General features: G+C 62.1%; 22 protein-coding genes and 1 pseudogene. 10 read left to right on the forward strand and 13 right to left on the reverse strand.

What is annotated here, in order from left to right:
* Positions 1-121 precede the first annotated feature (121 nt).
* Positions 122-1198, forward strand: coding sequence for a 3-deoxy-7-phosphoheptulonate synthase (locus C6382_RS01525; RefSeq protein ID WP_107022786.1), 1077 nt, complete (start codon positions 122-124; stop codon positions 1196-1198).
* An 82-nt stretch (positions 1199-1280) separates the two neighbouring features.
* Here C6382_RS01525 and C6382_RS01530 read toward each other — a convergent pair whose 3' ends face one another.
* The gene (locus C6382_RS01530) at positions 1281-1562 is read right to left on the reverse strand and encodes a GNAT family N-acetyltransferase (RefSeq protein WP_028941432.1); all 282 of its coding nucleotides are present in this window, start codon (positions 1560-1562) and stop codon (positions 1281-1283) included.
* 507 nt (positions 1563-2069) lie between these two features.
* Between C6382_RS01530 and C6382_RS01535 the strand changes: the two genes are divergently transcribed.
* Positions 2070-2321, forward strand: a complete 252-nt coding sequence (locus C6382_RS01535) for an Lpp/OprI family alanine-zipper lipoprotein (RefSeq protein ID WP_003250288.1) — start codon at positions 2070-2072, stop codon at positions 2319-2321.
* A gap of 130 nt (positions 2322-2451) precedes the next feature.
* On the opposite strand, the gene C6382_RS01540 is transcribed toward C6382_RS01535, so the two are convergent.
* The 3 genes from C6382_RS01540 to C6382_RS01550 form a co-directional block, all read right to left on the reverse strand.
* Positions 2452-3423, reverse strand: a complete 972-nt coding sequence (locus C6382_RS01540; protein ID WP_107022787.1) for a L,D-transpeptidase family protein — start codon at positions 3421-3423, stop codon at positions 2452-2454.
* A 121-nt stretch (positions 3424-3544) separates the two neighbouring features.
* Positions 3545-3826: a hypothetical protein gene (locus tag C6382_RS01545; RefSeq protein WP_038609179.1), complete on the reverse strand. Its 282-nt coding sequence runs from the start codon at positions 3824-3826 to the stop codon at positions 3545-3547.
* A gap of 56 nt (positions 3827-3882) precedes the next feature.
* Positions 3883-4488 (reverse strand): arylesterase, encoded by a 606-nt coding sequence (locus tag C6382_RS01550; RefSeq protein WP_107022788.1) that lies wholly within the window; start codon positions 4486-4488, stop codon positions 3883-3885.
* Positions 4489-4498: 10 nt separating this feature from the next.
* Here C6382_RS01550 and C6382_RS01555 point away from each other — a divergent pair, with 10 nt between their 5' ends.
* From C6382_RS01555 to C6382_RS01570, 4 genes are all read left to right on the forward strand, one after another.
* A complete protein-coding gene (locus tag C6382_RS01555; RefSeq protein ID WP_107022789.1) occupies positions 4499-5182 on the forward strand; it encodes an ABC transporter ATP-binding protein in 684 nt (227 codons plus the stop codon).
* Positions 5182-7692 carry an ABC transporter permease gene (locus C6382_RS01560; protein ID WP_107022790.1) on the forward strand — a complete coding sequence of 837 codons (2511 nt, stop codon included), beginning with the start codon at positions 5182-5184 and terminating at the stop codon, positions 7690-7692. The genes C6382_RS01555 and C6382_RS01560 overlap by 1 nt, the downstream gene beginning before the upstream one ends.
* Positions 7693-7770: 78 nt before the next feature.
* Positions 7771-8265 (forward strand): transcription elongation factor GreB, encoded by a 495-nt coding sequence (greB, locus tag C6382_RS01565; RefSeq protein ID WP_107022791.1) that lies wholly within the window; start codon positions 7771-7773, stop codon positions 8263-8265.
* 146 nt (positions 8266-8411) lie between these two features.
* Positions 8412-9629 (forward strand): DUF3422 domain-containing protein, encoded by a 1218-nt coding sequence (locus C6382_RS01570; RefSeq protein ID WP_107022792.1) that lies wholly within the window; start codon positions 8412-8414, stop codon positions 9627-9629.
* A 14-nt stretch (positions 9630-9643) separates the two neighbouring features.
* Here C6382_RS01570 and C6382_RS01575 read toward each other — a convergent pair whose 3' ends face one another.
* Together C6382_RS01575 and C6382_RS01580 are read right to left on the reverse strand one after the other, a co-directional pair.
* On the reverse strand, positions 9644-9952 hold the full coding sequence (locus C6382_RS01575) for a hypothetical protein (protein WP_107022793.1): 309 nt from the start codon (positions 9950-9952) through the stop codon (positions 9644-9646).
* A gap of 213 nt (positions 9953-10165) precedes the next feature.
* Positions 10166-11590 carry a transglycosylase SLT domain-containing protein gene (locus C6382_RS01580; RefSeq protein ID WP_107022794.1) on the reverse strand — a complete coding sequence of 475 codons (1425 nt, stop codon included), beginning with the start codon at positions 11588-11590 and terminating at the stop codon, positions 10166-10168.
* 158 nt (positions 11591-11748) lie between these two features.
* Between C6382_RS01580 and C6382_RS01585 the strand changes: the two genes are divergently transcribed.
* The 3 genes and pseudogenes from C6382_RS01585 to C6382_RS01595 form a co-directional block, all read left to right on the forward strand.
* Positions 11749-12555, forward strand: coding sequence for a TatD family hydrolase (locus tag C6382_RS01585; RefSeq protein ID WP_107022795.1), 807 nt, complete (start codon positions 11749-11751; stop codon positions 12553-12555).
* A gap of 86 nt (positions 12556-12641) precedes the next feature.
* The gene (locus tag C6382_RS01590; protein ID WP_107022796.1) at positions 12642-14120 is read left to right on the forward strand and encodes a methyl-accepting chemotaxis protein; all 1479 of its coding nucleotides are present in this window, start codon (positions 12642-12644) and stop codon (positions 14118-14120) included.
* 75 nt (positions 14121-14195) lie between these two features.
* A pseudogene (locus C6382_RS01595) lies at positions 14196-14417 on the forward strand (Mpo1-like protein); the annotation flags it as partial.
* A gap of 42 nt (positions 14418-14459) precedes the next feature.
* On the opposite strand, the gene C6382_RS01600 reads toward C6382_RS01595, so the two are convergent.
* The 3 genes from C6382_RS01600 to C6382_RS01610 form a co-directional block, all read right to left on the reverse strand.
* Positions 14460-15260 (reverse strand): acyl-CoA thioesterase II, encoded by an 801-nt coding sequence (locus C6382_RS01600; protein ID WP_107022797.1) that lies wholly within the window; start codon positions 15258-15260, stop codon positions 14460-14462.
* Between the two features lie 81 nt (positions 15261-15341).
* Positions 15342-16109, reverse strand: coding sequence for a CHAD domain-containing protein (locus C6382_RS01605; protein WP_107022798.1), 768 nt, complete (start codon positions 16107-16109; stop codon positions 15342-15344).
* Between the two features lie 14 nt (positions 16110-16123).
* The gene (locus tag C6382_RS01610; protein ID WP_107022799.1) at positions 16124-16402 is read right to left on the reverse strand and encodes a hypothetical protein; all 279 of its coding nucleotides are present in this window, start codon (positions 16400-16402) and stop codon (positions 16124-16126) included.
* Between the two features lie 157 nt (positions 16403-16559).
* Between C6382_RS01610 and C6382_RS01615 the strand changes: the two genes are divergently transcribed.
* On the forward strand, positions 16560-17600 hold the full coding sequence (locus C6382_RS01615; RefSeq protein WP_107022800.1) for a patatin-like phospholipase family protein: 1041 nt from the start codon (positions 16560-16562) through the stop codon (positions 17598-17600).
* A gap of 57 nt (positions 17601-17657) precedes the next feature.
* Here the strand turns inward: C6382_RS01615 and C6382_RS01620 are convergent, their stop codons facing one another.
* From C6382_RS01620 to kdpB, 4 genes are read right to left on the reverse strand one after another with little or no spacing between them, the layout of a single operon-like run.
* Complete coding sequence (locus tag C6382_RS01620) at positions 17658-18356, reverse strand: response regulator (RefSeq protein ID WP_107022801.1); 699 nt, start codon at positions 18354-18356, stop codon at positions 17658-17660.
* Positions 18353-21013, reverse strand: coding sequence for a sensor histidine kinase KdpD (locus C6382_RS01625; RefSeq protein WP_107022802.1), 2661 nt, complete (start codon positions 21011-21013; stop codon positions 18353-18355). Before C6382_RS01625 ends, C6382_RS01620 begins: the two co-directional genes overlap by 4 nt.
* Positions 21014-21022: 9 nt before the next feature.
* On the reverse strand, positions 21023-21583 hold the full coding sequence (gene kdpC, locus C6382_RS01630; RefSeq protein WP_107022803.1) for a potassium-transporting ATPase subunit KdpC: 561 nt from the start codon (positions 21581-21583) through the stop codon (positions 21023-21025).
* A gap of 16 nt (positions 21584-21599) precedes the next feature.
* A complete protein-coding gene (gene kdpB / locus C6382_RS01635; RefSeq protein ID WP_107022804.1) occupies positions 21600-23654 on the reverse strand; it encodes a potassium-transporting ATPase subunit KdpB in 2055 nt (684 codons plus the stop codon).
* Positions 23655-23660 lie beyond the last annotated feature (6 nt).

The following is a 23660-nucleotide window of genomic DNA, read 5'->3' on the forward strand; positions in this document are numbered from 1 at the left end:
TACCCATTGTCGAGCCACGGTGTAACGCGCTAAGGTTCAGCTCCCCGCTGCGTACAATTTTCGCTGTTCCGCCGCACGGGGATCGCTGGCGGCCGGCACCCGTGACCTGACGAGTAACACGATGGCTGATTTACCGATCGATGACCTAAACGTTGCCTCCAACGAGACCTTGATCACCCCCGATCAGCTCAAGAAGGAAATTCCCCTGAGCGCCACCGCGCTCAAGACCGTGACTGCGGGCCGTGAAGTGGTGCGCAACATCCTCGACGGCAAGGATCACCGCCTGTTCGTGGTGATCGGTCCCTGCTCGATCCACGACATCAAAGCGGCCCACGAATATGCCGAGCGCCTCAAGGCCCTTGCTGCTGAAGTGTCCGATACCCTGTATCTGGTCATGCGCGTGTACTTCGAGAAGCCACGTACCACGGTCGGCTGGAAAGGCCTGATCAACGACCCGTACCTGGACGACTCGTTCAAGATTCAGGACGGCCTGCACATCGGTCGCCAGTTGCTGCTGGATCTGGCGGAAATGGGCCTACCTACCGCGACCGAAGCGCTAGACCCGATCTCGCCGCAGTACCTGCAGGACCTGATCAGCTGGTCGGCCATCGGTGCGCGCACCACCGAATCGCAAACCCACCGCGAAATGGCTTCGGGCCTGTCTTCGGCCGTCGGCTTCAAGAACGGCACCGATGGCGGCCTGACCGTGGCAATCAATGCCCTGCAGTCGGTCTCCAGCCCTCACCGCTTCCTCGGTATCAACCAGGAAGGCGGCGTGTCCATCGTCACCACCAAAGGTAACGCCTACGGTCACGTGGTACTGCGCGGCGGCAACGGCAAACCGAACTACGACTCCGTCAGTGTCGCCCTGTGCGAACAGGCGCTGGCCAAGGCCAAGATCAAGCCGAACATCATGGTCGACTGCAGCCACGCCAACTCCAACAAGGACCCAGCCCTGCAGCCGCTGGTGATGGAGAACGTCGCCAACCAGATCCTCGAAGGCAACCAGTCGATCATCGGCCTGATGGTCGAAAGCCACTTGAACTGGGGCTGTCAGGCGATTCCGAAGGACCTCAACGACCTGCAGTACGGTGTCTCCATCACCGACGCCTGCATCGATTGGGACGCCACCGAGAAGACCCTGCGCAGCATGCACACCAAACTCAAGGACGTGCTGCCCAAGCGCAACCGCGCCTGACGGCAGATACAAAAACGCCGGGCATAGCCCGGCGTTTTTGTATCTGCGTTGAATGGCAGCAGCAGGCTGTCTTCCGCGATTCTCAGGCTTTGGTGGAGTGCCGCTGCTGGCGCTCCATGTAACGTTCCACGTACGAGCATGACGGGATCACGGTGTAGCCCATGTCTTCTGCGTACTGCAACGCCTTCTCGGTCAGCGCCGCAGCAATACCCCGGCCCCGCAACGCATTGGGAACAAAGGTGCGGTAGATATCCAGAGTCTGCTTACCCAGGTCCATATAGGTCAGGTAGGCACGATGACCGTCCACACTGGTCTCGAATTGATGACCAGCCTGGTCATGGTGGATGGACAACGCCTCGCTCATCACTACTCCTCGCGGGTCTTATGATTTGACCCCTACCTTACCGATGTTTATCCGGCGAAGGAACCTCTACGCCACCCCGTGCCCGTTTGGACAGCAAGAACAGCTTGGTCGTTCTCTGGCAAAAGAGCACGTACAAATAGTAGGCGTCCTGAGCCCGAATGCTCAAGGTGTCTGGTCGCAAAAATCGCGCACTAGCAGCCAGCGAACCAGGCAGCGGGCAGCGCCTGAACACTTGCCGGATGTTGTAGAGCTGAGACGCTGGATGACATTTTAAGTCACCGTTAGTTCAACAAAAAAACACACTTGCTACACTAGACTACAGCCGCCGCGGCGGCGCCTTCACAGTTTTTCTACAAAGGCTGTGGCGGCCCCGGGACAGGCGTATTTTTTTGCAGTTCTTGCGCTCTGTCAGTTTACTTACTACAAGTAATGGGTACTATGTACACCGGCTAGTTTCTCTTTGCTGAGAGATGGCTATTTAATAGAAAGTCCTTGAAGGGGAACACGATGAACAACGTTCTGAAATTTTCTGCTCTGGCTCTGGCCGCAGTTCTGGCCACCGGTTGCAGCAGCGTATCCAAAGAAACCGAAGCTCGCCTGACTGCTACTGAAGACGCAGCTGCTCGTGCACAAGCTCGCGCTGACGAAGCCTACCGCAAAGCTGACGACGCTATGGCTGCTGCTCAAAAAGCACAACAGACCGCTGACGAAGCTAACGAGCGCGCTCTGCGTATGCTGGACAAAGCCAGCCGTAAGTAATTATCCCTCGGGATTTTTATTTGGAGCCGACCCACTTGTGGGTCGGCTTTTTTATTGCCTGCAAGAAAGTAACCGGCAGAAACGACGAGGCCTGCACAATGGCAGGCCTCGGATGCAACAACCCCAGCGGTTACTGCATGTCTAGCGGTACGCTTGAAACCAATGGCTGCTGGCCAGTGGTTGGCACTGCGATTTCCACCGGCATGCCGTCTTCAGCGGCAACCACGTCACGCACCATATCCCAGTTCATGCGCAGGTTGTTGGCCAGGTCTTCGCGCTTGAGCAAGGCGTTGATCACTGCGGTGTGCTTGTCGACCACTGACGGATCGCCCTTGTCATCCAATGGCGTATGCGCTTCGAGGTAGACCTTGCCTGCACTGATACCGAACTTGTATGGCTCGTTGATGATGCGCACCGCAACACCGACAGGGGCCATCTTGGACAGTTCCAGCACATTATTGTTGAACATGCGGAAGCAACCATGGCTGGTTCGCATGCCGATACCGAACTTTTTGTTCGAGCCGTGGATCAGGTAACCCGGCACGCCGAGGGTGAATTTGTACGGCCCCAACGGGTTATCCGGGCCGGCCGGCACCACGGCTGGCAGAATGTCACCGTCTTCGGCGTGTTCCTTGCGGATCGAGGCCGGCGGGGTCCAGGTCGGGTTCGGCGTCTTGGCCGTGACCTTGGTGTTGGCGATCGGCGATCCCCAGCCTTCACGGCCGATACCCAGCGGATAGGTGTGCACCACGTTCTGCCCTTTCGGGTAGTAGTACATGCGGTACTCAGCCAGGTTGATGACGATGCCTTCACGCGGGCCAGGCGGCAGGATGAAACGGGTCGGCAGGATGATCTCGGTGCCGGCGCCCGGCAGCCAGGGGTCGACGCCCGGGTTGGCGGCGATCATTTCCAGATAGCCCAGGTCGTTGGCCGTGCCGATATCGGCGAAGGTGTCTTCGTACTTGGCTTTGATCACCTGAACCTGACCAATGACATCTTCGCCGGGCGGTGGCAGGGGAAACTCCAGCGCAACAGCAGGACCTGCCGCCAGCAGGGCGGCAAGGGACAGGCAACGGGTGACGGCGGGAAAGCGCGGCAACATCCGGGAAATCCTTCGCTAATTCAGTGAGGTCAAGACAACGATTGTACACCGCCCCCAGCACAATCGGGAGTGATCCGGACGGAGGAAGGCGTTACAGGGGATGAAAGGCTATATCGACGCGTTACAGTTCCGGCCACACAGGCCGCGTACCACGGCGCTGGGCATCGAGAATGGCCCGGCACAGTGTGCACAGGCGCCGATCACGGTAGATACCGCGTTCGACCGTGGACCAGCGCGGCTGCGCCGGCAACAAGGTACCGCACAGGGTACGGTCGGCCGAGCCCCCCAGCTCAAGCTGACGGGCCACAAGATGGACGCGGATCTCCTGGCAGGCGAACAGGTCAAGCTGTTCGTCAGGCTCGATCAATTGATAGGCAAACAGGGACCAGGCGGGACGCGGCATCGAGGGCTCCAAATCGGGGGCGCCACATTAGCCGAAAGCCGGTCAGTATAAAAGCATCAAAGCAGCGGTTTTAGCTGCGGCCAGGCATTTTCCAGCAAGCGGGCCTGGGCGTCCTGGCCCGGATGGATACCGTCGGCCTGCATCAGCCCGGGCACGCCGCCCACGCCTTCGAGGAAAAACGGCACCAGCGGCACCTGCTTTTGCGTCGCAAGATTTTCATATACCTGGGCGAACGCCTCGGTGTAACGCTTGCCGTAATTGGGCGGCAAACGCATGCCCAGCAACAGCACCTTGGCACCGGCTGCGCGGGAGTGATCAATCATCGAGGCAAGATTTTGTTGCAATTGTGTTGGAAGCTGCCCGCGCAGGCCATCATTGCCACCCAGTTCCAACACCACCAACTCCGGCTTATGCTCTGCGAGCAGCGCTGGCAGCCGCGCCTGACCGCCTGCGCTGGTGTCGCCACTGATCGAAGCATTGACCACTTTGGCGTCAAATCCTTCGGTTTTCAGGCGCTGTTCCAGCAAGGCAACCCAGCCGTGGCGGGTATCCAGGCCGAAAGCGGCACTGATACTATCGCCAACAATCAGCACGGTACCCGCAGCTGCGCCCTGGGCCATGCACATCAAGGCCAGGCCAGCACTCAATAACCACACTCGCATCGGATTCTCCATGGGCCCCAGCATTCTCACTGCGCGGAACCTTAGCAAAGTGGTTCCCAGCGCGGAAGGCGACCTGACCATCCTGCACCAACTCTCACTGGAATTGAAACAGGGCGACAGTCTGGCCATTGTCGGCGCCTCGGGCTCGGGCAAGTCGACCCTGCTCGGCCTGCTTGCCGGCCTGGATCTGCCCAGTGCAGGTTCGGTGACCCTGGCAGGCCATGACCTCGGTCCACTGGACGAAGACCAACGGGCACGGGTTCGTGCCGAGCATGTGGGTTTTGTGTTCCAGTCGTTTCAATTGCTCGACAGCCTCAATGCCCTGGAAAACGTCATGCTGCCCCTCGAACTGGACGGTCGCCGCGACGCTCGCGAACATGCTCGCAGCCTGCTCGAGCGGGTCGGCCTGGGCCAGCGCCTGAGCCACTCGCCGCGTCAATTGTCCGGTGGCGAGCAGCAACGTGTGGCCATCGCCCGGGCCTTTGCCGCTGAACCTGCGGTGCTGTTCGCCGACGAGCCGACCGGCAACCTCGACAGCCACACCGGCGAGCGCATCAGCGATCTGCTGTTTGAGCTGAACAAGGAACGCGGTACCACCCTGGTACTGGTCACCCATGACGAACGCCTGGCCCAACGCTGCCGTCGTCTGATCCGCCTGGACGCCGGCCACCTGGTCGCGCCGCTGGAGCCCTGATGGCCCGCCTGCCGTTTTTCCGCCTGTTCGCCCTGGCCCTGCGCCAGTTGCTGCGCGACGCCCGTGCCGGTGAGCTGCGTGTGTTGTTCTTTGCCCTGCTGGTGGCGGTAGCTGCCAGTACCGCCATCGGTTATTTCGGGGCCCGCCTCAACGGCGCCATGCTGCTGCGCGCCACTGAGTTCCTCGGCGCTGACCTGGTGTTGCAAGGCAGCTCGCCAGCCCGGCCCGAACAGATCGCCAGTGGCAAGTCCGCAGGGCTGCTGCACGCCCAGGTGGTTGAATTCTCCAGCGTGATTGCCACCGATAAAGGCATCCAGTTGTCGAGCATCAAGGCTGCCGACAACGCCTATCCACTACGCGGTGAGCTGCGCAGCGCTGCCGAACCCTATGCCAGCGAAACCAGCGGCAGCGGGCCGGCGCCGGGTGAGGCCTGGGTCGAACCGCGACTGCTGGCCGCCCTCGACCTCAAGATCGGCGACAGCATTGATGTCGGCAGCAAGTCCCTGCGCATGAGCCGGGTGCTGACCTACGAACCCGACCGCGCGGGCAATTTCTACAGTCTGACCCCTCGCGTGCTGATCAACCTTGCCGACCTTGACGCCACTGGCGTAGTGCAACCTGGCAGCCGGGTCAGTTACCGCGACCTTTGGCGCGGTGAAGCCGAAGCCCTGGCCAATTACCGTGACAGCGTCAACAAAGGCCTGGCACCGAACCAGCGCCTGCAGGATTCGCGCGACGGCAACCGCCAGATCGGCGGCGCTCTGGGCAAGGCCGAGCGCTACCTGAACATGGCCAGCCTGGTTGCCGTGCTGCTGGCTGGCGTGGCCGTAGCCTTGTCGGCCAGTCGTTTTGCTACCCGTCGCTTCGATGCCAGTGCCCTGCTGCGTTGCCTGGGCTTGTCGCGCCGCCAGGCGCTGAGCCTGTTCTGCCTGCAGCTGGCCATACTCGGCAGCTTGGCCGCTCTCGGTGGCGCCCTGCTCGGCTGGCTGGCGCAACTGGGCCTGTTCAAACTGCTACAAGGCCTGATGCCCGCGCAGATCCCACCCGGTGGCCTGGCACCAGCGCTGGCCGGGATCGCTACCGGCCTGGTAGCGCTGGCCGGTTTTGCACTCCCGCCACTGGCCGCATTGGGCCGGGTGCCACCGCTGCGCGTGCTGCGCCGCGACTTGCTGCCGGTACCGCCAAGCAGTTGGCTGGTATATGGCGCCGCCTTGCTCACCCTGGGCCTGATCATGTGGCGCTTGAGCCTCGACCTGCTGTTGACCTTTGCCCTGCTTGGCGGCGGTCTGGTTGCCGCGGTGCTGCTCGGCGGCCTGCTGCTGCTCGGCCTGCGCAGCTTGCGGCGCTTGCTTGCTGGTTCGCCACTGGCCTGGCGCCTGGGCCTGGGCCAACTGCTACGCCACCCGCTGGCAGCCGCCGGACAATCCCTGGCCTTTGGCCTGATCCTGTTGGCCATGGCACTGATTGCCCTACTGCGTGCCGAACTGCTCGACACCTGGCAAAACCAGCTACCCAAAGACGCGCCGAACTACTTCGCACTGAACATTCTGCCCGACGACAAAAACACCTTCGCCCAACGCCTGAACGAATTTTCCGCCGAAGCCGCACCGCTCTACCCGGTCATCCCCGGGCGCCTGACCGAAATCAACGGCCAGGCCGTGCAGCAGATTGTCAGCAAGGAATCTACCGGTGATCGCGCCGTACAACGCGACCTGAGCCTGACCTGGGCCGCCGACCTGCCTCTGGGCAATGCCCTGAACGAGGGCCAGTGGTGGCAGACCAGCCCGAGCGGTGGCAACGGTCTGCCCGGCGTGTCGGTAGAGAGCGAGCTGGCGCAGAGCCTCAAGCTGAAACTTGGCGACCAGCTCACCTTCAGCATCGGTGGCCAGCAACGCCAGGCCGTGGTCAGCAGCCTGCGCACCGTCAACTGGGACAGTTTCCAGCCGAACTTCTACATGATCTTCCAGCCCGGCACTTTGCAGAATTTGCCCACCACCTACCTGACCAGTTTCTTCCTCGCCGCCGGCCACGATCAGCAGGTGGTGGCACTGTCGCGAGCATTCCCGGCCGTCACCATCCTGCAAGTCGATGCCCTGCTGGAGCAGCTACGCAGCATCCTCGCCCAGGTCACCCTGGCGGTGGAATATGTGCTGTTGTTTGTCCTTGCAGCGGGGCTGGCAGTGTTGTTTGCCGGCCTGCAGGCGACACTGGACGAGCGTATTCGCCAAGGTGCACTGCTGCGGGCGCTGGGCGCCGGCCGCAGCCTGCTGATCAAAGCCCGGCGCATCGAGTTCGGCTTGCTCGGTGCCGCCAGTGGATTACTGGCGGCCATCGGCTGCGAGCTGATCACCCTGCTGCTGTACCGCTACGCCTTCGACTTGAGCTGGAGTCCGCACCCATGGTTGCTGCTGCTGCCGCTGATCGGCGCTTTGCTGGTGGGCGGTGCCGGGGTCTATGGCACCCGTCGCGCGCTCAATGCCAGCCCGCTCAAAGTGCTGCGCGAAGGCTGATAGAAAGCAGGTGATGTTGGCGAGATATCGTTAGAATCCGTACATCTCTCGCCATACCGCCCCCATTAAGGACCCAGCGTGGCTACAAACATCATCACCCGAGAAGGTTACGAGGCGCTGAAAAGCGAGCTGGATCACCTCTGGCGTACTTACCGTCCCGAAATTACCGCCAAGGTTGCCTGGGCGGCCTCGCTGGGTGACCGCAGTGAAAACGCCGATTACCAGTACAACAAAAAGCTGCTGCGAGAAATCGACAGACGCGTGCGCTACCTGCGCAAACGCCTGGAGGACGCAAAAGTCGTCGATTATTCGCCCGAGCAGGAAGGCAAGGTTTTCTTCGGCGCCTGGGTGGAAATCGAGAACGACGAAGGCGAGATCAAAACCTTCAGGATCGTGGGCTACGACGAGATCTATGGGCGAAACGACTACATTTCCATCGACTCACCCATGGCCCGAGCGCTACTGAAGAAAGGCCAGGATGACGAGGTGGTTGTGCAAACACCTGGCGGTGAAGCCACCTGGTACATCAACAGTGTCACCTACAGCCCACCGGGCACATCCGAAAACGGGTAACCGTGTCATGTGTTTGCTGCACTGACTTTCATTGCCGCCAGCGGCTCACTTGCAGCGTGACTCGTACGGGCCTTTGACCTGTCATATTGCAAGTGCCCCTGGCACCTGGAACCGCAGACAAACACAACAATACGGCCTGAACCCTCATGCATGCCCAACGTAAAGCGCTGCACAACGAGTTGCATGCTCGCCCGTCGCTGTATTTCGACGAGCCAGCTCATGTTTACCATCTGGCCTTTCTCGGCACTGCCACGCAATGCACTGCCCTGCTGCAGCGCTGCGCCGCTGACACGTTCGAGCCCGAAGCCGCTCAGGGCATCACGCGACTCCATGGCCACCCGTTCAAATGGGAACGCCACGCCGAATTCTTTACCCTGACCCTGGTCGTGCCTGCGAACAAAAGCGAACTGAGGTGGGGAGCACTTCCTGAGGTACTGGCACAGGCAATCGAGCCCTACCAAGCGCTGATCATCAACGCAGTACAAGTGATCGTGCGCGACGAAACCGGGCTTGACCTCAGCCAGTACGCCTTCAAGGACCCCAGCGGCTCCTGTGTCGGCGGTGGCGATGCTGTGGTCTGGAGCGATTTTCGTCTGACCGAGGACGGCACCAATCGCTTTTTGTTCATCAACCGGCGCCTCAATGCCTATCGCCAGGGCCGCATGATCCGCCGCCTGTTGGAAATCGAGACCTATCGGATGATGGCCTCGTTGAGCCTGGACACCGCCAAAGCCTTGAGCAGCCAACTGGATGCCTATGACCGCAGCCTGGTCAGCTTGTCGGAACGCAACGTGGCCAGCGACGGTGGCAATGCCAAAGCATTGCTGGAAGATATCGCTCAACTGTCACGTCAGGTGGTCAGCAGCACAGTAAAAAGCCGCCACCGCTTCAGCGCCACCCAAGCCTATGCGCAGCTGGTGTTCGAACGCCTGGGCGAGTTGCGCGAAAGTCATGTCGGTGATTACCAGCGCCTGGGCATATTCATAGAGCGACGCTTCAAGCCCACCGTACGTTACTGCGCGGCCACCGAGCAACGCCTTGAACAGCTGGCCGAAAGCGTCGCCAACCTTGGCGACCTGCTGCAAGCGCGGGTACAGGTGGAAATGGAAGAGCAAAACGCTGAGATCATGCGCAGCCTGAATGCGCGGGCCGAGTCGCAGATCAAGATCCAGCGGGCGGTGGAAGGCCTGTCGATCATTGCCATCACCTACTATCTGCTGAGCCTGTTCAAACTGTTTTACGCCGGTTTGCATACTCTGGGCGCGCCAATTTCGGCCCGCGATGCGCTACTGGCCATGGCGCCGGTAGCGATCCTTATTCTGCTGCTGATTTTGTTGCGCATCAGAAAAGCCAAGGAGCACTGAACCTAGCCGGTGGATCAACCGCGGGTGATCAGACCTTGGCGCGCAACACGAGTCAGGTGCCCGATCACCTCAGCGGCGTCTTCGGCACAGGGCGACTGGATCACGGCCAGGTCGAAGCGGTCGTTGGCGAACTGGTCGAGCGAGGCGCGGGTGTCGGCGAACTGGATCAGGAAAGCGGTAGCACTGCCTTTGCGGCGCGGCCAGCCATCGAGGAATCGCAGGAGCGTAGGTTGGTGGCTACCGCCCAGCAGAATGCGCGGCACACGGGTGGCCTGGCTGGCAGGCAAAGGGGTCAGACAGACACTGGTACGTGGACAACTCATGGAGTAATTCTCCGCCTCGCAGATCCCGCTGGGCTGCGGTGGGAGGCGTCACCGAACCAGCGTTTTAGCGGTATTCGGTGAACCGCATCGGGTTCTCCTGCGCCCCGCAAGTAGCTGTTTAAATCGGCGCAAGTCAGCATCCTAGAGAAGCTGCGGGCAGAATGTCAACCCGAAGTGATGTCGTGAAGTCTGCTGGTTCTACCGTTGCCCCAGTCACTTTCGCCCGGCCACGTTACGCCCCTGAGGCTCGAGCGACTGCCGCTCCCGGTCAAACGCCAGAAAGTACTTGTTAACACTGTTGACGTAACTGACCGGCCCCATCCCCACCTGTTCCATGGCAATCCGCTCGGTCTGGAAAAACCACTGATTGCCATTCAAACCCCGGCGCCGCGCTTCCGCCCGCATTGCCTGAACCCGCTCAGGCCCCAGATTGTAGGCGGCCAGAGTAAAGGCCATGCGCTCGCGCTCATTGAGCTGATTACTGGAAAAGAACTTGCGTCGAATCAGCGCCATATAACGCGCGCTGGCCTGCACATTGCCATCGACATTACTGATATTGCTCACCCCCACTCGCTGGGCCGCGCTGGAAGTAATCTGCATTAACCCATGGGTTCCCCCGGCACCTCGGGCCGCAGGGTTTAGCGAAGACTCCTTGAAGGCCACCGCGGCCAGGTTCAACCAATCGATTTTCTGCTCGCTGGCATGACGCTGCAATACCGGCCGCAGGGCTTCCAGGCGCTTGCGATCATTGCGCGCCAACGGATTGTGCACCCGGTACAGGCGTCGATAGATACGTTCGAACGCCGCGTCCTGGTTCTGCGGCGGCCGATAGCCCTGCAAGAACCGGTCGACACTGGCATGCAACATCACCGCATCGCGCCGCACATACCAGCGCATGGCCTCGGGAGCGGCAACCTGCACCTTGCGGTCGATACGCAGCTTGGGCATGACCCTGGCCCAACGTTCGGCGATTGGCTGTTCGACGACGGTCAGCTGAAAGATACCGGCCTGGACCATTTCCAGAACATCTTCCACCGCCAATGTCGGGTCAACCCATTCGACCTTGATCGGCGGCAGCTTGCGCAGCGCCAGTTTCTGGTTGATTTCATGCAGGGTATCGCCAGCGGCACTGGCACTGGTCAGCGCCAGGGTACGCCCGGACAGCTGCTCGACCCGCTGAAAGCTGCGTTCGCCCTTGCGTCCCACCAGCACCATGGGCACGTTATCCACCACCGGATCGCTGGCCACCAGGCCACGGCTCGACGTTGGATCTAGCAATTCGCCCGGCGCCACCAGATCGGCTTCGCCACGCTGCAGCGCCGCCAGCAGTTGCTCCTTGGCCCGCGGAATGATTTTCAGGCGGATTTCCTGGCCATCGCGGGCGCGGCCATTAAGGTAGTGTTCGAAGGCCCGCAGGCGGTGATACTCAACGCCCACCGGCTCACCTTTGACTTCGCCGGAGCTGTTGCGGCTCTGGTTGACCAGCACCTTGAGGACCCGGCTGCTGCGGATCTGCGCCAGGTCGCGGACCTGGTCTTTGCTCACCGTTTGCTGCGGACCAGGCAGGCGCGCGCTGGCCGGACCTGCCAGAAGCAGTCCAACGCTCAGCACCATCAACAAAAACAGCGCTCGGGTCATCCGTATCAAGGTCCGCGCGTGTGGGGTAGGCGTCATAGCCTGCGGTCACTCCATGACAATTGACCGCAAAAGACCACGACAACTCATTGAAGTTCTTCGATTTATCGAAATTACTCGAGCTTTGCTATGCTGGCCGGCCAGCGGCCTGAGGTAGCACCATGCAACTCATCGACATCGGCGTCAATCTGACCAACCCAAGTTTTGCCGACAAACACCAAGCGATTCTCGAGCGCGCCGAGACCGCTGGTGTGGTGCAAATGATGGTTACCGGCACCAGCCTGGAAGGCAGCGAACAGGCGCTGGAGCTGTGCCTGGCGCTGGATGAAAGTGGCCAACGGCTGTTCAGTACTGCCGGCGTCCACCCCCACGATGCCAGCCATTGGAGCAGCGACAGCGCCCGGCAGATGCGTGCCTTGCTGGAGCAGCCCCGGGTACGTGCGGTGGGTGAATGCGGCCTGGACTTCAACCGTGATTTCTCCCCTCGCCCACAGCAGGAGAAAGCCCTGGAGGAGCAACTGGCGCTGGCGGTCGAATTGCAGATGCCGGTATTTCTCCATGAGCGTGATGCCAGCGAGCGCTTGCTGGCGATCCTCAAGGACTACCGTGACCGCCTGCCCGCTGCGGTGGTGCATTGCTTTACCGGTGAACGCGCCGCGCTGTTCGGCTACCTCGATCTTGACCTGCACATCGGCATCACCGGCTGGATCTGCGACGAGCGCCGTGGCACCCACCTGCACCCGCTGGTGAGCAGTATTCCCCAGGGCCGGCTGATGCTCGAAAGCGATGCGCCGTACCTATTGCCGCGCAGCCTGCGGCCAAAGCCCAAGAACGGCCGCAACGAGCCGGCATTCCTCACCGAAGTGCTGCGCGAAGTTGCCTTGCACCGGGGCGAAAACAGCGAGCAGCTGGCCGCCCATACCACCGCCTGCGCACGTGCCTTCTTTGACCTGCCCGCGATTATTTGACGCATATCAAGGCGCACCCCTGCTCGGTTCGGCACAATGATGGCACCTTGCCAACAATGTTTCCGCTCAATCAGAGAAGACCTTCCATGGGTGCCTGGCTTAGCAATATCTCCCTGAAATACAAATTCTGGGCCGTCAATGCGGTGGCCTTCGTCACAACCCTGTTCCTGGTGCTGTATGCCGTGCACCTGGAGCAACAGGCCCGGGCGCAGCAAGCCCAGGCCAAGGCCCAGTCCGAGGCTCAGTTGCTGGCAGCCTGGCCGGCTGGCCAGGCCCTGCCGCACAACCCGTTATGGCTGCAGTACGCCCCGGGGCAAGTGCCCTCGTTTGCTGATGAAAATCTCGAAACCCTGGCCAACGCCCAGGGCTGGGTCGAGTTGCAGGGGTTGGCCCTGACCGGCACCACCCCGCTGAGTGGCGCTCAGGTGCTCAGCCGCGACGGCCAGCGAATCGCCGTTCTCGCCCCCTCCCCCAGCCTGCTCCAGGTGTTTACCGACCGCTTCAGCAACTACGCGGTTTGCGTGCTGATCCTGATGCTGGCGATGCTCTGCGCCTCGCAGTTGCTGATCCGCTTCCTGCTCAGCCAGCTCAACACCCTCAAGGACGTGATGCTGCATGTCGAGAAGACCGGCGACCTCTCTGCCCGGGTGCCCTTGTCCTGTGGCGATGAGGTCGGCCAGATGGCCAGCGCCTTCAACGCCATGCAGACCACCTATCACCGCGTGGTCAACACCGTAGCGCGTACTGCAGCCCAGCTCGACTCCGGAGCTGCGCGCCTGGCGGCAAGCATGAACGATGTGCGCCACGGCATGCTCGGCCAGCAGAGCGAAACCGATCAGGCCGCCACCGCCATCAATGAAATGTCGGCCACGGTGTATCACATCGCCCAGCATGCCGGCGCCACCCGCGATCTGTCGCAGACCGCCGACATCCTGGCCGGCAGCGGCCAGGAAGTAGTCAGCCGCGTGCAGACCTCGATTTCCGGATTGTCCAGCGGCGTGCAGCAGACCGCCGAAATGATTCACCAACTGGCCGAGGACAGTCAGAAGATCAATGGTGTGGTCGGCGTGATCCACAGCATCGCCGAGCAGACCAACCTGCTGGCCCTCAACGCGGCTATCGAAGCTGCCCGTGCTGGCGACCTGGGTCGTGGCTTTGCCGTCGTCGCCGATGAAGTGCGCAACCTGGCCAAGCGTGTGCAGGCCTCCACCGATGAAATCACCACCATGGTTGCGGCGCTGCAGGCAGGCACCCGCGATGCGGTGGACTTCATGCAGGAAAGCTCGTTCAAGGCTGACGATTGCGTTCAGCAAGCCCAGGAAGCCGGCGCCGCCCTGGCCGAGATCACCAGTGCGGTCGCGCAGATGCGCGAAAGCAATACACAGATTGCCGTCGCCGCTGAGCAGCAAAGCCAGGTAGCTGAAGAAATGAACCGGGCGGTGGTGAGCATTCGTGATGTCACTGAAGAAACCGTGCAGCAGACGGTCGACTCGGCCACCACCAGCAGCGAGCTGGCCACCCTGGCCGGCGAACTGAACAAGGCCATTGGCCAGCTCAAGCTATAAGCCCGATAGCCGGCGCTCATTGGCCCCCTGACGGGGGCCGCACTATTCTTCAGACATAGCCCTGAGGAATTTCCCATGAGCAAACGCTTGCCCAACCTGCACGCCTGGCAATGGCGTGGCTACCACCACAATCACCGCAACCCGACCAACCTGGTGTTGCACCTGATCGCTGTGCCGCTGTTCATCCTCGGCGTGCTACTGGTGCTGTCCGGATTGTTCTCGCTGGACCTGGGGCAACTGGCCGTCGGCATCATCACCCTGATCGCAGGCCTTGGCCTGCAGCGTCAGGGCCACCGCCATCGTCACTAGTGGCCCTACTCGAATTAACCGTACAGGCCACTAGCCGAACACGGTCACCGTTTGCCGGCTGATGGCCAGCAACTCACCTGAGGCCGTCCACAGGGCGGCTGCCGCGTGTCCATAGCCATCGCGAGCATACTCAGTCTGCACGCAGTACTTGCACCAGTCCTGGGTGGTCAGGCTCGCCACTGGCTGAATGAATTCGATGGTCCAGGTCAAGGTGCTACCGGCCGCAGGCTTGCTCAGGTGCGACAGCAAGGTCGGTGGCCAGGCGTCGACCAGGGCCAGCAGGTGCGCTTCACTCAGAGTTTCGTCACCACCTTCGTCACGCAACCGGACCCAACCGCCCATACTGCGCGAGTGATTGTTGCTGAACGGAATCCCGCCGATCGCCCAGCGCAAGGACACATGCTGCATGAACTCAGGGGTCACGCCTTTGATATAGGGGAGCTCGCCGGTGGCAGCCTCAAGGCTGCTCATCTCTACAGCAGGTAGTGCCGGCACATCGACCACGGAATCGCGTCCACCACCGAAGCTGCCCTGTATCAGGGTCACCACCTGGCCGTTTTGTACGGCACGGCCCAACAGTGAACTGACGGCCTTGCCCTCACGCAGCAGCTCCACTTCAAAACTGATCGGCACCTCGGGCTCGGCTGGGCCAACGAAGGTGATCGCCAGGGAACGCACCGGGCGACCGGGCGAGGTCTTGGTAAGCATGGTTTCGTAGAGCAGGGCCGCCATCAGGCCACCGAAACAGGCACGCCCTTGTGCCCAACTGGCAGGAATGGTTACCGCCTGGGGATGCAGGCGGACCGTCTTGAGTAATTGCGAGAAATTCATGCCGATCTCATCCGTGGGAAAAGGCCGATCTTAACCAGCAGAAGCGCCAGCGGCAGCCCGCAATTCAGCCATATCTGCGGCTTATCGCTGCACCAGCAGCGTTTGCAAGCGCTCCAGGGTGACATCGGCACGCTGTTCGGCGTCCTCCAGCTGTGCTTGCCAATGCTCGACACAAGGCGCCAGGTCTCGCTGCTGTTCGGCCTGCAGCAACCACTGCAGAAGATCGTGCCAACTGCCCAGGTCGCTTTGTGCCTGCTTGAGCAAGCGCTGCAAGCGGCGCCCGGCATGCTCCAGTTGCGGGTAGGCTTCAGCCGCATAGCGTACGCGTTTGATCAGCAAGCGCAGGCGATGACGGTCATGGGCCGGGTCCTGTAGCGCTTGGCGCAACTTCTTCCACTGTTTTTCCAGACGCCTGTCGATGCGCTTGTGCAGTTTACGGATCAAGCCTTCACGCTCAGCGGCCCGCAGGAAGATCGGAAAGGCATCGGCAATCGTCAGCAGCCGGCCCAGTTCGGCACTCTCGGCAACACTGGCGAAGGTTTCCCGGCGGTGAGCCAGACGCACCTGCGCCGCCGCCAACTGACCGCGCTCGAACAACTGCGCCGCCAGCACCTCGCGGTCACGCAACGGCGTGGTCAGACTGCCCAACGCCTGCGCCGCGCCTTCGAGCTGCTCGACCCCTGGCAACTCACGCAGTGGTCGCAACAAGCTGCGCAAACGTCGCGTGGCAATCCGCAGGTCATGCAGCGCCTCGCTGTCGGTGTCAGCCGCCAGCCGCGCCTGGCAACCGAGCAGGCGCACCTGCAGGGCCAGTACCTGGGCAATCACATGGTCGAGCATGGCCGACATGGTGTTCTCCTGGGTCAGCGACCGGCGCGGGATTCACGAATGTAGAAACGGGCCTTCTGTGCTTTGTTGCTGCACCCTTCGAAAGCTTCGAACTGCTGCTGGGTCTTGGCCCCGGTCAACAATGAAAGCGCCTTGGAGTAACTGACCGTACCGGCAAAGCCTTCGGCCTTGGCCAGGTCGAGCTCCTTCCAGGCCGAGTCCAGCTGATTGGCGCAACTGTCACGATAGGCTGTCTTGCCGGCACAACCAGTCAGGACCAAAGCAATCAGGGGCAGGCAAATCCAGGCTTTCATCGGTGTTCCCTCAAAAGAAATGTTCAACGTGGCGTGTTCGACGACTACAAAGAAGAAAAGTGCCCTGCAAAGCGTAGCGCAGCGCGAATGACGATTGAAGCACAGATGCGAATGGGCGCATTGTTAGAGCATCGACGCAGTACAACCGGGAGCCATCATGAGCAAACGCGTGGCATTGGTATTGGGCTCAGGCGGAGCTCGCGGGTATGCGCACATTGGTGTGATCGAAGAACTGGAACGTCGCGGTTATGACATCGCCTGTATCGCCGGTTGTTCCATGGGGGCGGTGATTGGCGGGATCTATGCGGCGGGCAAGCTTGAGGAGTATCGCAACTGGATCGAGAGCCTGGACTATCTGGACGTGCTGCGTCTGGTGGATGTGAGCTTTCGCCTGGGCGCGATCCGAGGCGAGAAAGTGTTCGGGCAGATCCGCAAGATCGTCGGCGAAGTGAATATCGAAGAACTGCGCATCCCCTACACGGCAGTGGCCGCCGACCTCACCAACCAGCAGGAAATCTGGTTCCAGGAAGGTTGTCTGCACCAGGCCATGCGCGCCTCGGCGGCGATTCCCAGCCTGTTCACCCCGGTGGTGCAAGGCAACCGCATGCTGGTTGATGGCGGTATTCTCAACCCATTGCCGATCATTCCGGTGGTCTCCAGCCACTGCGACCTGATCATTGCCGTGAACCTCAACTCGACTAACCAAAAACAGTACCAGCTACCGGTAATCGAACGCCCGGCCGCCTTCAAGCTGCGTTTTGACAATCTGATCAGTTCCCTGGGTTCACACCTGCCGTTCCGGCGTAAACAGGCCGAACAGCTGATGCGCATCGAACAAGTGCTCGCACCACAGGCCGCGCAGATCCCCAACCCCTGGCTCAGCGACGCCGCCGATCCCGAAGCCCAGCAACCGGCCGCAGCGCCGGAAAGTGACGGCGCACCGAAGTCGGCGGCCGGCTCGTTCATCATCGACAACGTCGGCCCCGCGTCACTGCTGGACCTGATCAACCAGAGCTTTGAAGTGATGCAGACCTCGCTGGCTCAGTACAAGATCGCCGGCTACCCGCCGGACGTGCTGATCAACGTCCCCAAGCGGGTATGTCGTTTTTTCGAGTTTTACAAAGCGCCGGAGCTGATCGCCCTGGGCCGGGAAATTGCACGGGATACCATGGAGAACTATGAGGCGGAACGGCGCTGATTGCTTGAAAGTGTGGGAGCAGCTGTCTGTGGGGCAAGCCCTCTCCCACTCACCGTCTTAACCCTGCTCCGGCCCCACCAGCCGGTACCCCACCCCAGGCTCGGTGATGATGAAGCGTGGCGCCGTCGGGTCATCGCCCAGCTTTTGCCGCACATGGGCGACAACAATTCGCAAGTAGTGCGTGTCGTCGACATGGGTCGCCCCCCAGATGTCCTTGAGCAGTTGCTGCTGGGTAATCACCCGCCCCGGATGCGTTGCCAGCTGCGCCAACAGCGCGTATTCCTTGCGGGTCAGGGCCACTTCGACACCGTCCAGGGTGACCTTGCGAAAGGCCAGATCAACCGTCAAGGGCCCGAAGCTTGGGGCGACATCCGTTGCCGCAGCCTGGGGTGCCTGGCGCAACAACGCGCGCACCCGGGCAAGAAACTCCTGGATGCCGAACGGCTTGGTCACGTAGTCGTTGGCACCGCTATCAAGGGCCTCGACTTTCTGGATTTCACTGGCACGCACTGACAACACCAGCACCGGCACCGGGCTCCACTCACGCAGCTCGCGCAGCACCTGTTGCCCGTCCATGTCCGGCAGGCCAAGGTCGAGCACCACCAGGTCGGGCCGGGCCAGGGCGGCCTGGGTCAGGCCTTCGGCACCGCTGGCCGCCTCCACTACCTTATAGCCCTGGGAGCTGAGGCTGATGCGCAGGAACTTGCGGATCTGTGGTTCGTCATCGATGACAAGAATGGTTGCGATCTGGCTCATGGCGCTTCGCTTTCAGGCTCGGGCTGGGTCGGAAGCGGCAAGCATAATGTGATGCAGGTGCCATGACCATCGATACCCTCACTTACCAGAATATGCCCACCGTGCGCCCCGATCATGCCCTGGCAGATCGCCAGACCAAGACCGGTGCCCTGCCCACCACGATCGCCCCGGGCAGCGGTGTAGAACATATCGAAGATCTTCTCGCGATCAGCCGGAGGAATACCCGGGCCCTCATCGCTGACCGCGAAGCGCAAGTGTCCATCGCCAGCCGACACCTGCAACTGCAGGCGTCCGTTGGCCGGGGAAAAGCGCGCGGCGTTCTCCAGCACATTGACCAGCGCCTGCTCGATCAAGGCGGCATGCACGAACAGCAGCGGCAAACCGTCGGCCACCTCGGTGGACACCTGCAACGGTGCCAGCACTACCCGCAAGCGGTTGAGTGCACTGCCGACGATATCGGTGGGCGCCACCCAGTCACGGGCCAGCTTCAGGCCACCGTGACCCAGACGGGTCATGTCCAGCAGGTTCTGGATGTAGCGGTCCAGACGCTCGGCTTCGTTGCGTGTGCCTTCAAGCAATTCCTGGCGGTCGGCCATGGGAATAGCCTCCCCCAGGGCTAGCAGACTGTCGATGCTGCCACGCATGGCGGTCAAGGGCGTTCGCAGATCATGGGACACCGAGGCAAGCAAGGCACTGCGCAGCTGCTCGGTTTCGCCATGCAAACGTGCCGCCTCCAGTTGTTCGGCCAGACGCGCCCTGGCCAGGGCTTGAGCCAATGGCTGGCTCAAGGCCTTGAGCAAACGACGGCGCTGCGGTGTCAGGCCCTGGTCCTGACGCGGGCGCACGCCGAGCAGCGCCAGTGGCTGCTCCTCCACCGACAACGGCCACCACCACCAATGGCCATTGGGCAAGGTATCACTACCCAATCCTGCCGCCTGATCGTGCTGCCAGGCCCAGTCGGCGGCGGCCCGCTCGTTGTCGCTGAACTGCACGCTGCCAGCACTGACAACTTGCAGGCGCCCTTCGACATCGCGCTCCAGCAGGCAAACCTGTAGATCGTTCCAACCATCGAGGTGCTGCCCGGCAGCATTGAACACCGCCTGGCGGTCGGTAGCGGCAGTCAACTTGCGCGACAGATCAAGCAACTGGTTGGTCTGCTCCTGGGTTTCGCGCAACGCCTGCAACTGCCGGCGCTGACGTGCCGCCAGGTTGCCGGTGAGCGCCGCCATCAACAGAAAGAACAGCGACGTCAGCACATCCTCTTCACGCTGGATGCTGAAGGAAAAGGTCGGTGGGATGAACAGGAAGTCGTAGGTCAGAAATGACATGACCGCACAGGCCAGCGCCGGGCCCAGGCTACTGCGCACGGCCACCAGCAACACGGCGGCAAGAAACACCAGCGAGATGTTGGGCAAGGCCAGGACACTGGAAACACCCCAGGAAATTCCCGCAGCGAGCACGGTGGCGACCAGCGCCAACAGGTAGTGCCGCCAGACCCAGACCTTCTTCACCGCCGCACTCGGCGGTTCAGACCGCTCGTCACGGTCGAGCACGTTGATTTCCAGGCCATGGGCCTCACGCAACAAACGTGTGGCCACGCCGGCACCGAACAAGCGCCGTCGCAGGCGATCACGGGACTGGCCGACCAACACCAGGTTGGCGCGCCGTTCCAGAGCGTGCTGGATCAGGGTTTTAGCCACTTCACCCGCGCGCAGTAACACCACTTCGCCACCCAGGCGCTCGGCCAGCTGCTGGGCTGCCTGCAAACGCTGGCGAGCGGTTTCGTCACGCAGTTTGCCATTGTCGACATGCACCAGGCTCCAGGGCAGGTGACGACGCTGGGCCACCCGGCTGGCATGACGCACCAGGCGCTCGGCCTGTGCATCGCCATCCACCCCGACCAGCAAGCGCCCACGCAACGAGGGTGCGTCCTGGCCGAGCTGACGGTAACCGTGTGCCAGGTCGGCATCGACCTGGGCCGCCGCAGTCTGCATGGCCAGCTCGCGCAAAGCGGTGAGGTTGGTCTGGCTAAAGAAGGCATCGATTGCCGCCCGCGCCTGCTCAGGCACGTACACCTTGCCTTCGCGCAAACGCTCGAGCAGTTCGCGCGGCGGCAGGTCGATCAGCACCAGCTCGAAGGCTTCCTGCAACACCCAGTCAGGCAGGGTTTCACGTACCTGCACGCCAGTGATACCGCGCACCTGGTCGTTGAGGCTTTCCAAGTGCTGAACGTTGACCGTGGTGTAGACATCGATACCGGCAGCCAGCAGTTCCTGCACATCCTGCCAGCGCTTGGTGTGGCGACTGCCGGGGGCATTGCTGTGGGCCAGCTCATCGACCAGCGCCAGTTGTGGCGAAGCCTTGAGCAGGCCATCCAGGTCCATCTCCTCCAGCCGTACACCGCGGTACTCCGAACGCACCAGCGGTTGTTGCGCCAACCCGGCAAGCAAGGATTCGGTTTCGGCCCGGCCATGGGTCTCGACCACCGCCGCCAGCACCTGTACGCCTTGGCGTACCTGGGCGTGGGCGGCCTGGAGCATGGCGTAGGTCTTGCCTACCCCCGGCGCTGCCCCGAGGAACACCTTGAGCCTGCCGCGCCCCTCGCGCGGCAGCCCGGCCAACAACGCGTCGGCGCGTTCGGAATTGCTATCGCTCACTGCCTATCCTTATTTCGAGGCCGGGGCCAGCCGTTCAAGGGCGGCGTTCAAGGCCAGGACATTGACCACCGGCGGACCGATCAATGGCTGCAGGGTGGACTGCTCGACCAAGGCTTGCAAGGCCTCTGTGCCGAGCTGCCGCGCAGCCGCCACCCGCGGCAGCTGATAGGCCACAGCGGCAGGCGACAAGTGCGGGTCCAGACCGCTACCGGAGGTGGTCAGCAGGTCCAGCGGGACCGCGCCCTGCGCCTCGATGTACTGTTGCGCGGCGCTGTCGTTGATGCGCTGGGCCAGCGCCGGATTGCTCGGCGCCAGATTGCTGGCACCACTGGCGACAGTGGCATAGTCAGCCGCCGATGGCCGGGCGTGAAACCAGGCATCGCCCTTGAAGGCCTGGGCGATCAGCAGCGAGCCGCGCACCTGGCCCTGATCATCGCGCAGCAGGCTGCCGTTGGCCTGTTCGGGGAAGGCCACCTGGGCCACCCCGGTGACCACCAGCGGGTATACCGCACCGGTGATCAGGGTCATCAGCAGGATCAGGCTCAAGGCCGGACGTACATAAGTTGTCATGGTCATCTCCTTGGTATCAGACCAGATGCAAAGCAGTGAGCAGCATGTCGATCAGCTTGATCCCGGCGAACGGCACGATCAGCCCGCCCACGCCGTAGATCAGCAGGTTGCGTCGCAGCAGGTGCGCGGCACTCGCCGCCTGTACCCGCACGCCGCGCAGGGCCAGGGGAATCAGCACGACGATGATCAGTGCGTTGAAAACAATGGCCGAGAGAATCGCGCTCTGCGGGCTGTTCAGCTGCATGAGGTTGAGCACGCCTAGCTGCGGGTAGATCGCGGCAAACAGGGCTGGAAGGATGGCAAAGTACTTAGCCACGTCGTTGGCAATCGAGAAGGTGGTCAAGGCGCCACGGGTCACCAGCAGTTCCTTGCCGACCTGGACCACATCCAGCAGCTTGGTCGGGTCGCTGTCCAGGTCGACCATGTTGGCTGCCTCGCGAGCCGCCTGGGTGCCATCGTTCATGGCCATGCCGACATCGGCCTGGGCCAGCGCCGGGGCGTCGTTGGCGCCGTCGCCGCACATCGCAACCAGGCGTCCGTCGTTCTGTTCCTGGCGAATGCGTGCCAGTTTCTTCTCCGGGGTAGCTTCGGCAAGCACGTCATCGACCCCGGCTTCGGCGGCGATAGCGGCAGCAGTCAGCGGATTGTCGCCAGTAACCATCACGGTGCGGATGCCCAGCTTGCGCAGCTCGGCAAAGCGCTCGCGAATCCCCGGTTTGACCACATCCTTGAGGTGGATCACCCCCAGCAGGCGCTGGTCGACACACACCAACAATGGGGTACCGCCGCTCTGGGCGATCTTGTCCACTTCGCGGGCCAGCGACGCTGGCATTTCCAGGCGCTGCATGCCGACGAAGGCCAGCACCGAATCCACCGCACCTTTACGGAACCGACGCTGCTCATAATCCACACCGGACAGCCGCGTTTCGGCACTGAAGGCCACCGGCGTCAACTGAGCACTGGCCGGCTCAACGAAGTCGTGCAACTGGCGCAGGTACTCGACAATCGACTTGCCCTCGGCCGTGTCGTCAGCCAGCGAGGCCAGCAAGGCACCCTCGCCCAGTTCTTTGGTCGTCACGCCAGGGGCGGCATGCAACGCACTGCAACGACGGTTGCCGAAGGTGATGGTGCCGGTCTTGTCGAGCATCAGCACATGCACATCACCGGCGGCTTCCACGGCGCGACCAGAGCGGGCAATCACGTTCAGGCGCACCAGGCGATCCATGCCGGCGATACCGATGGCCGACAGCAGACCACCGATGGTGGTCGGGATCAGAGTGACCAGCAGCGCCACCAGAAACACCAGCGGGATGCTGCCACCGGCAAAGTGCGCGAACGGCTGCAGGGTTACCACGACCACCAGGAAGATCATGCTCAGGCCGATCAGCAGGATGTCCAGGGCGATCTCGTTGGGCGTCTTCTGGCGTTTGGCGCCTTCGACCAGGGCGATCATACGGTCCAGGGTCGATTCGCCAGGGTTGCTGGTGATGCGGATCAGCAACCAGTCAGAAACCAATCGGGTGTTGCCGGTCACTGCCGAGCGATCACCACCGGACTCACGGATTACCGGCGCGGACTCACCGGTAATCGCCGCTTCGTTGACTGCGGCAATCCCTTCGAGCACTTCGCCGTCACTGGGGATCATTTCCCCGGCCATGACCTTGACCACATCGTCCTTGCGCAGGCTGGTCGCCGGCACTATCTCGAAACTGCCCGAAGCGTTGCGACGCCGGGCGCTGAGGCCCTGGCTACCGGCCTTGAGGCTGTCGGCGCGGGCCTTGCCGCGACCTTCGGCGAGCGCTTCGGCAAAGTTGGCGAACAACACAGTGAACCACAGCCACAGGGCAATCTGCACCGCCACTGCGGTCGGAACAGCAGTGTCGGGCACCAGGCACAACAACGTTGTGAAGATTGCGGTCAACTCCACCACCAGCATCACCGGTGAGCGTTTGAGCTGACGCGGGTCGAGCTTTACGAACGCCTGCAGCAACGCCGGGCGCCATAGCGCGGCAAAGGTAGTCCGTGCCGCCGGGGCCGGGGCCGCTTTCACTTCAGGAATCGGCATGTTCATGATTCG

Origin of the sequence: Pseudomonas sp. BBP2017 (assembly GCF_003024385.1) — a bacterium.
Lineage (GTDB): Bacteria > Pseudomonadota > Gammaproteobacteria > Pseudomonadales > Pseudomonadaceae > Aquipseudomonas.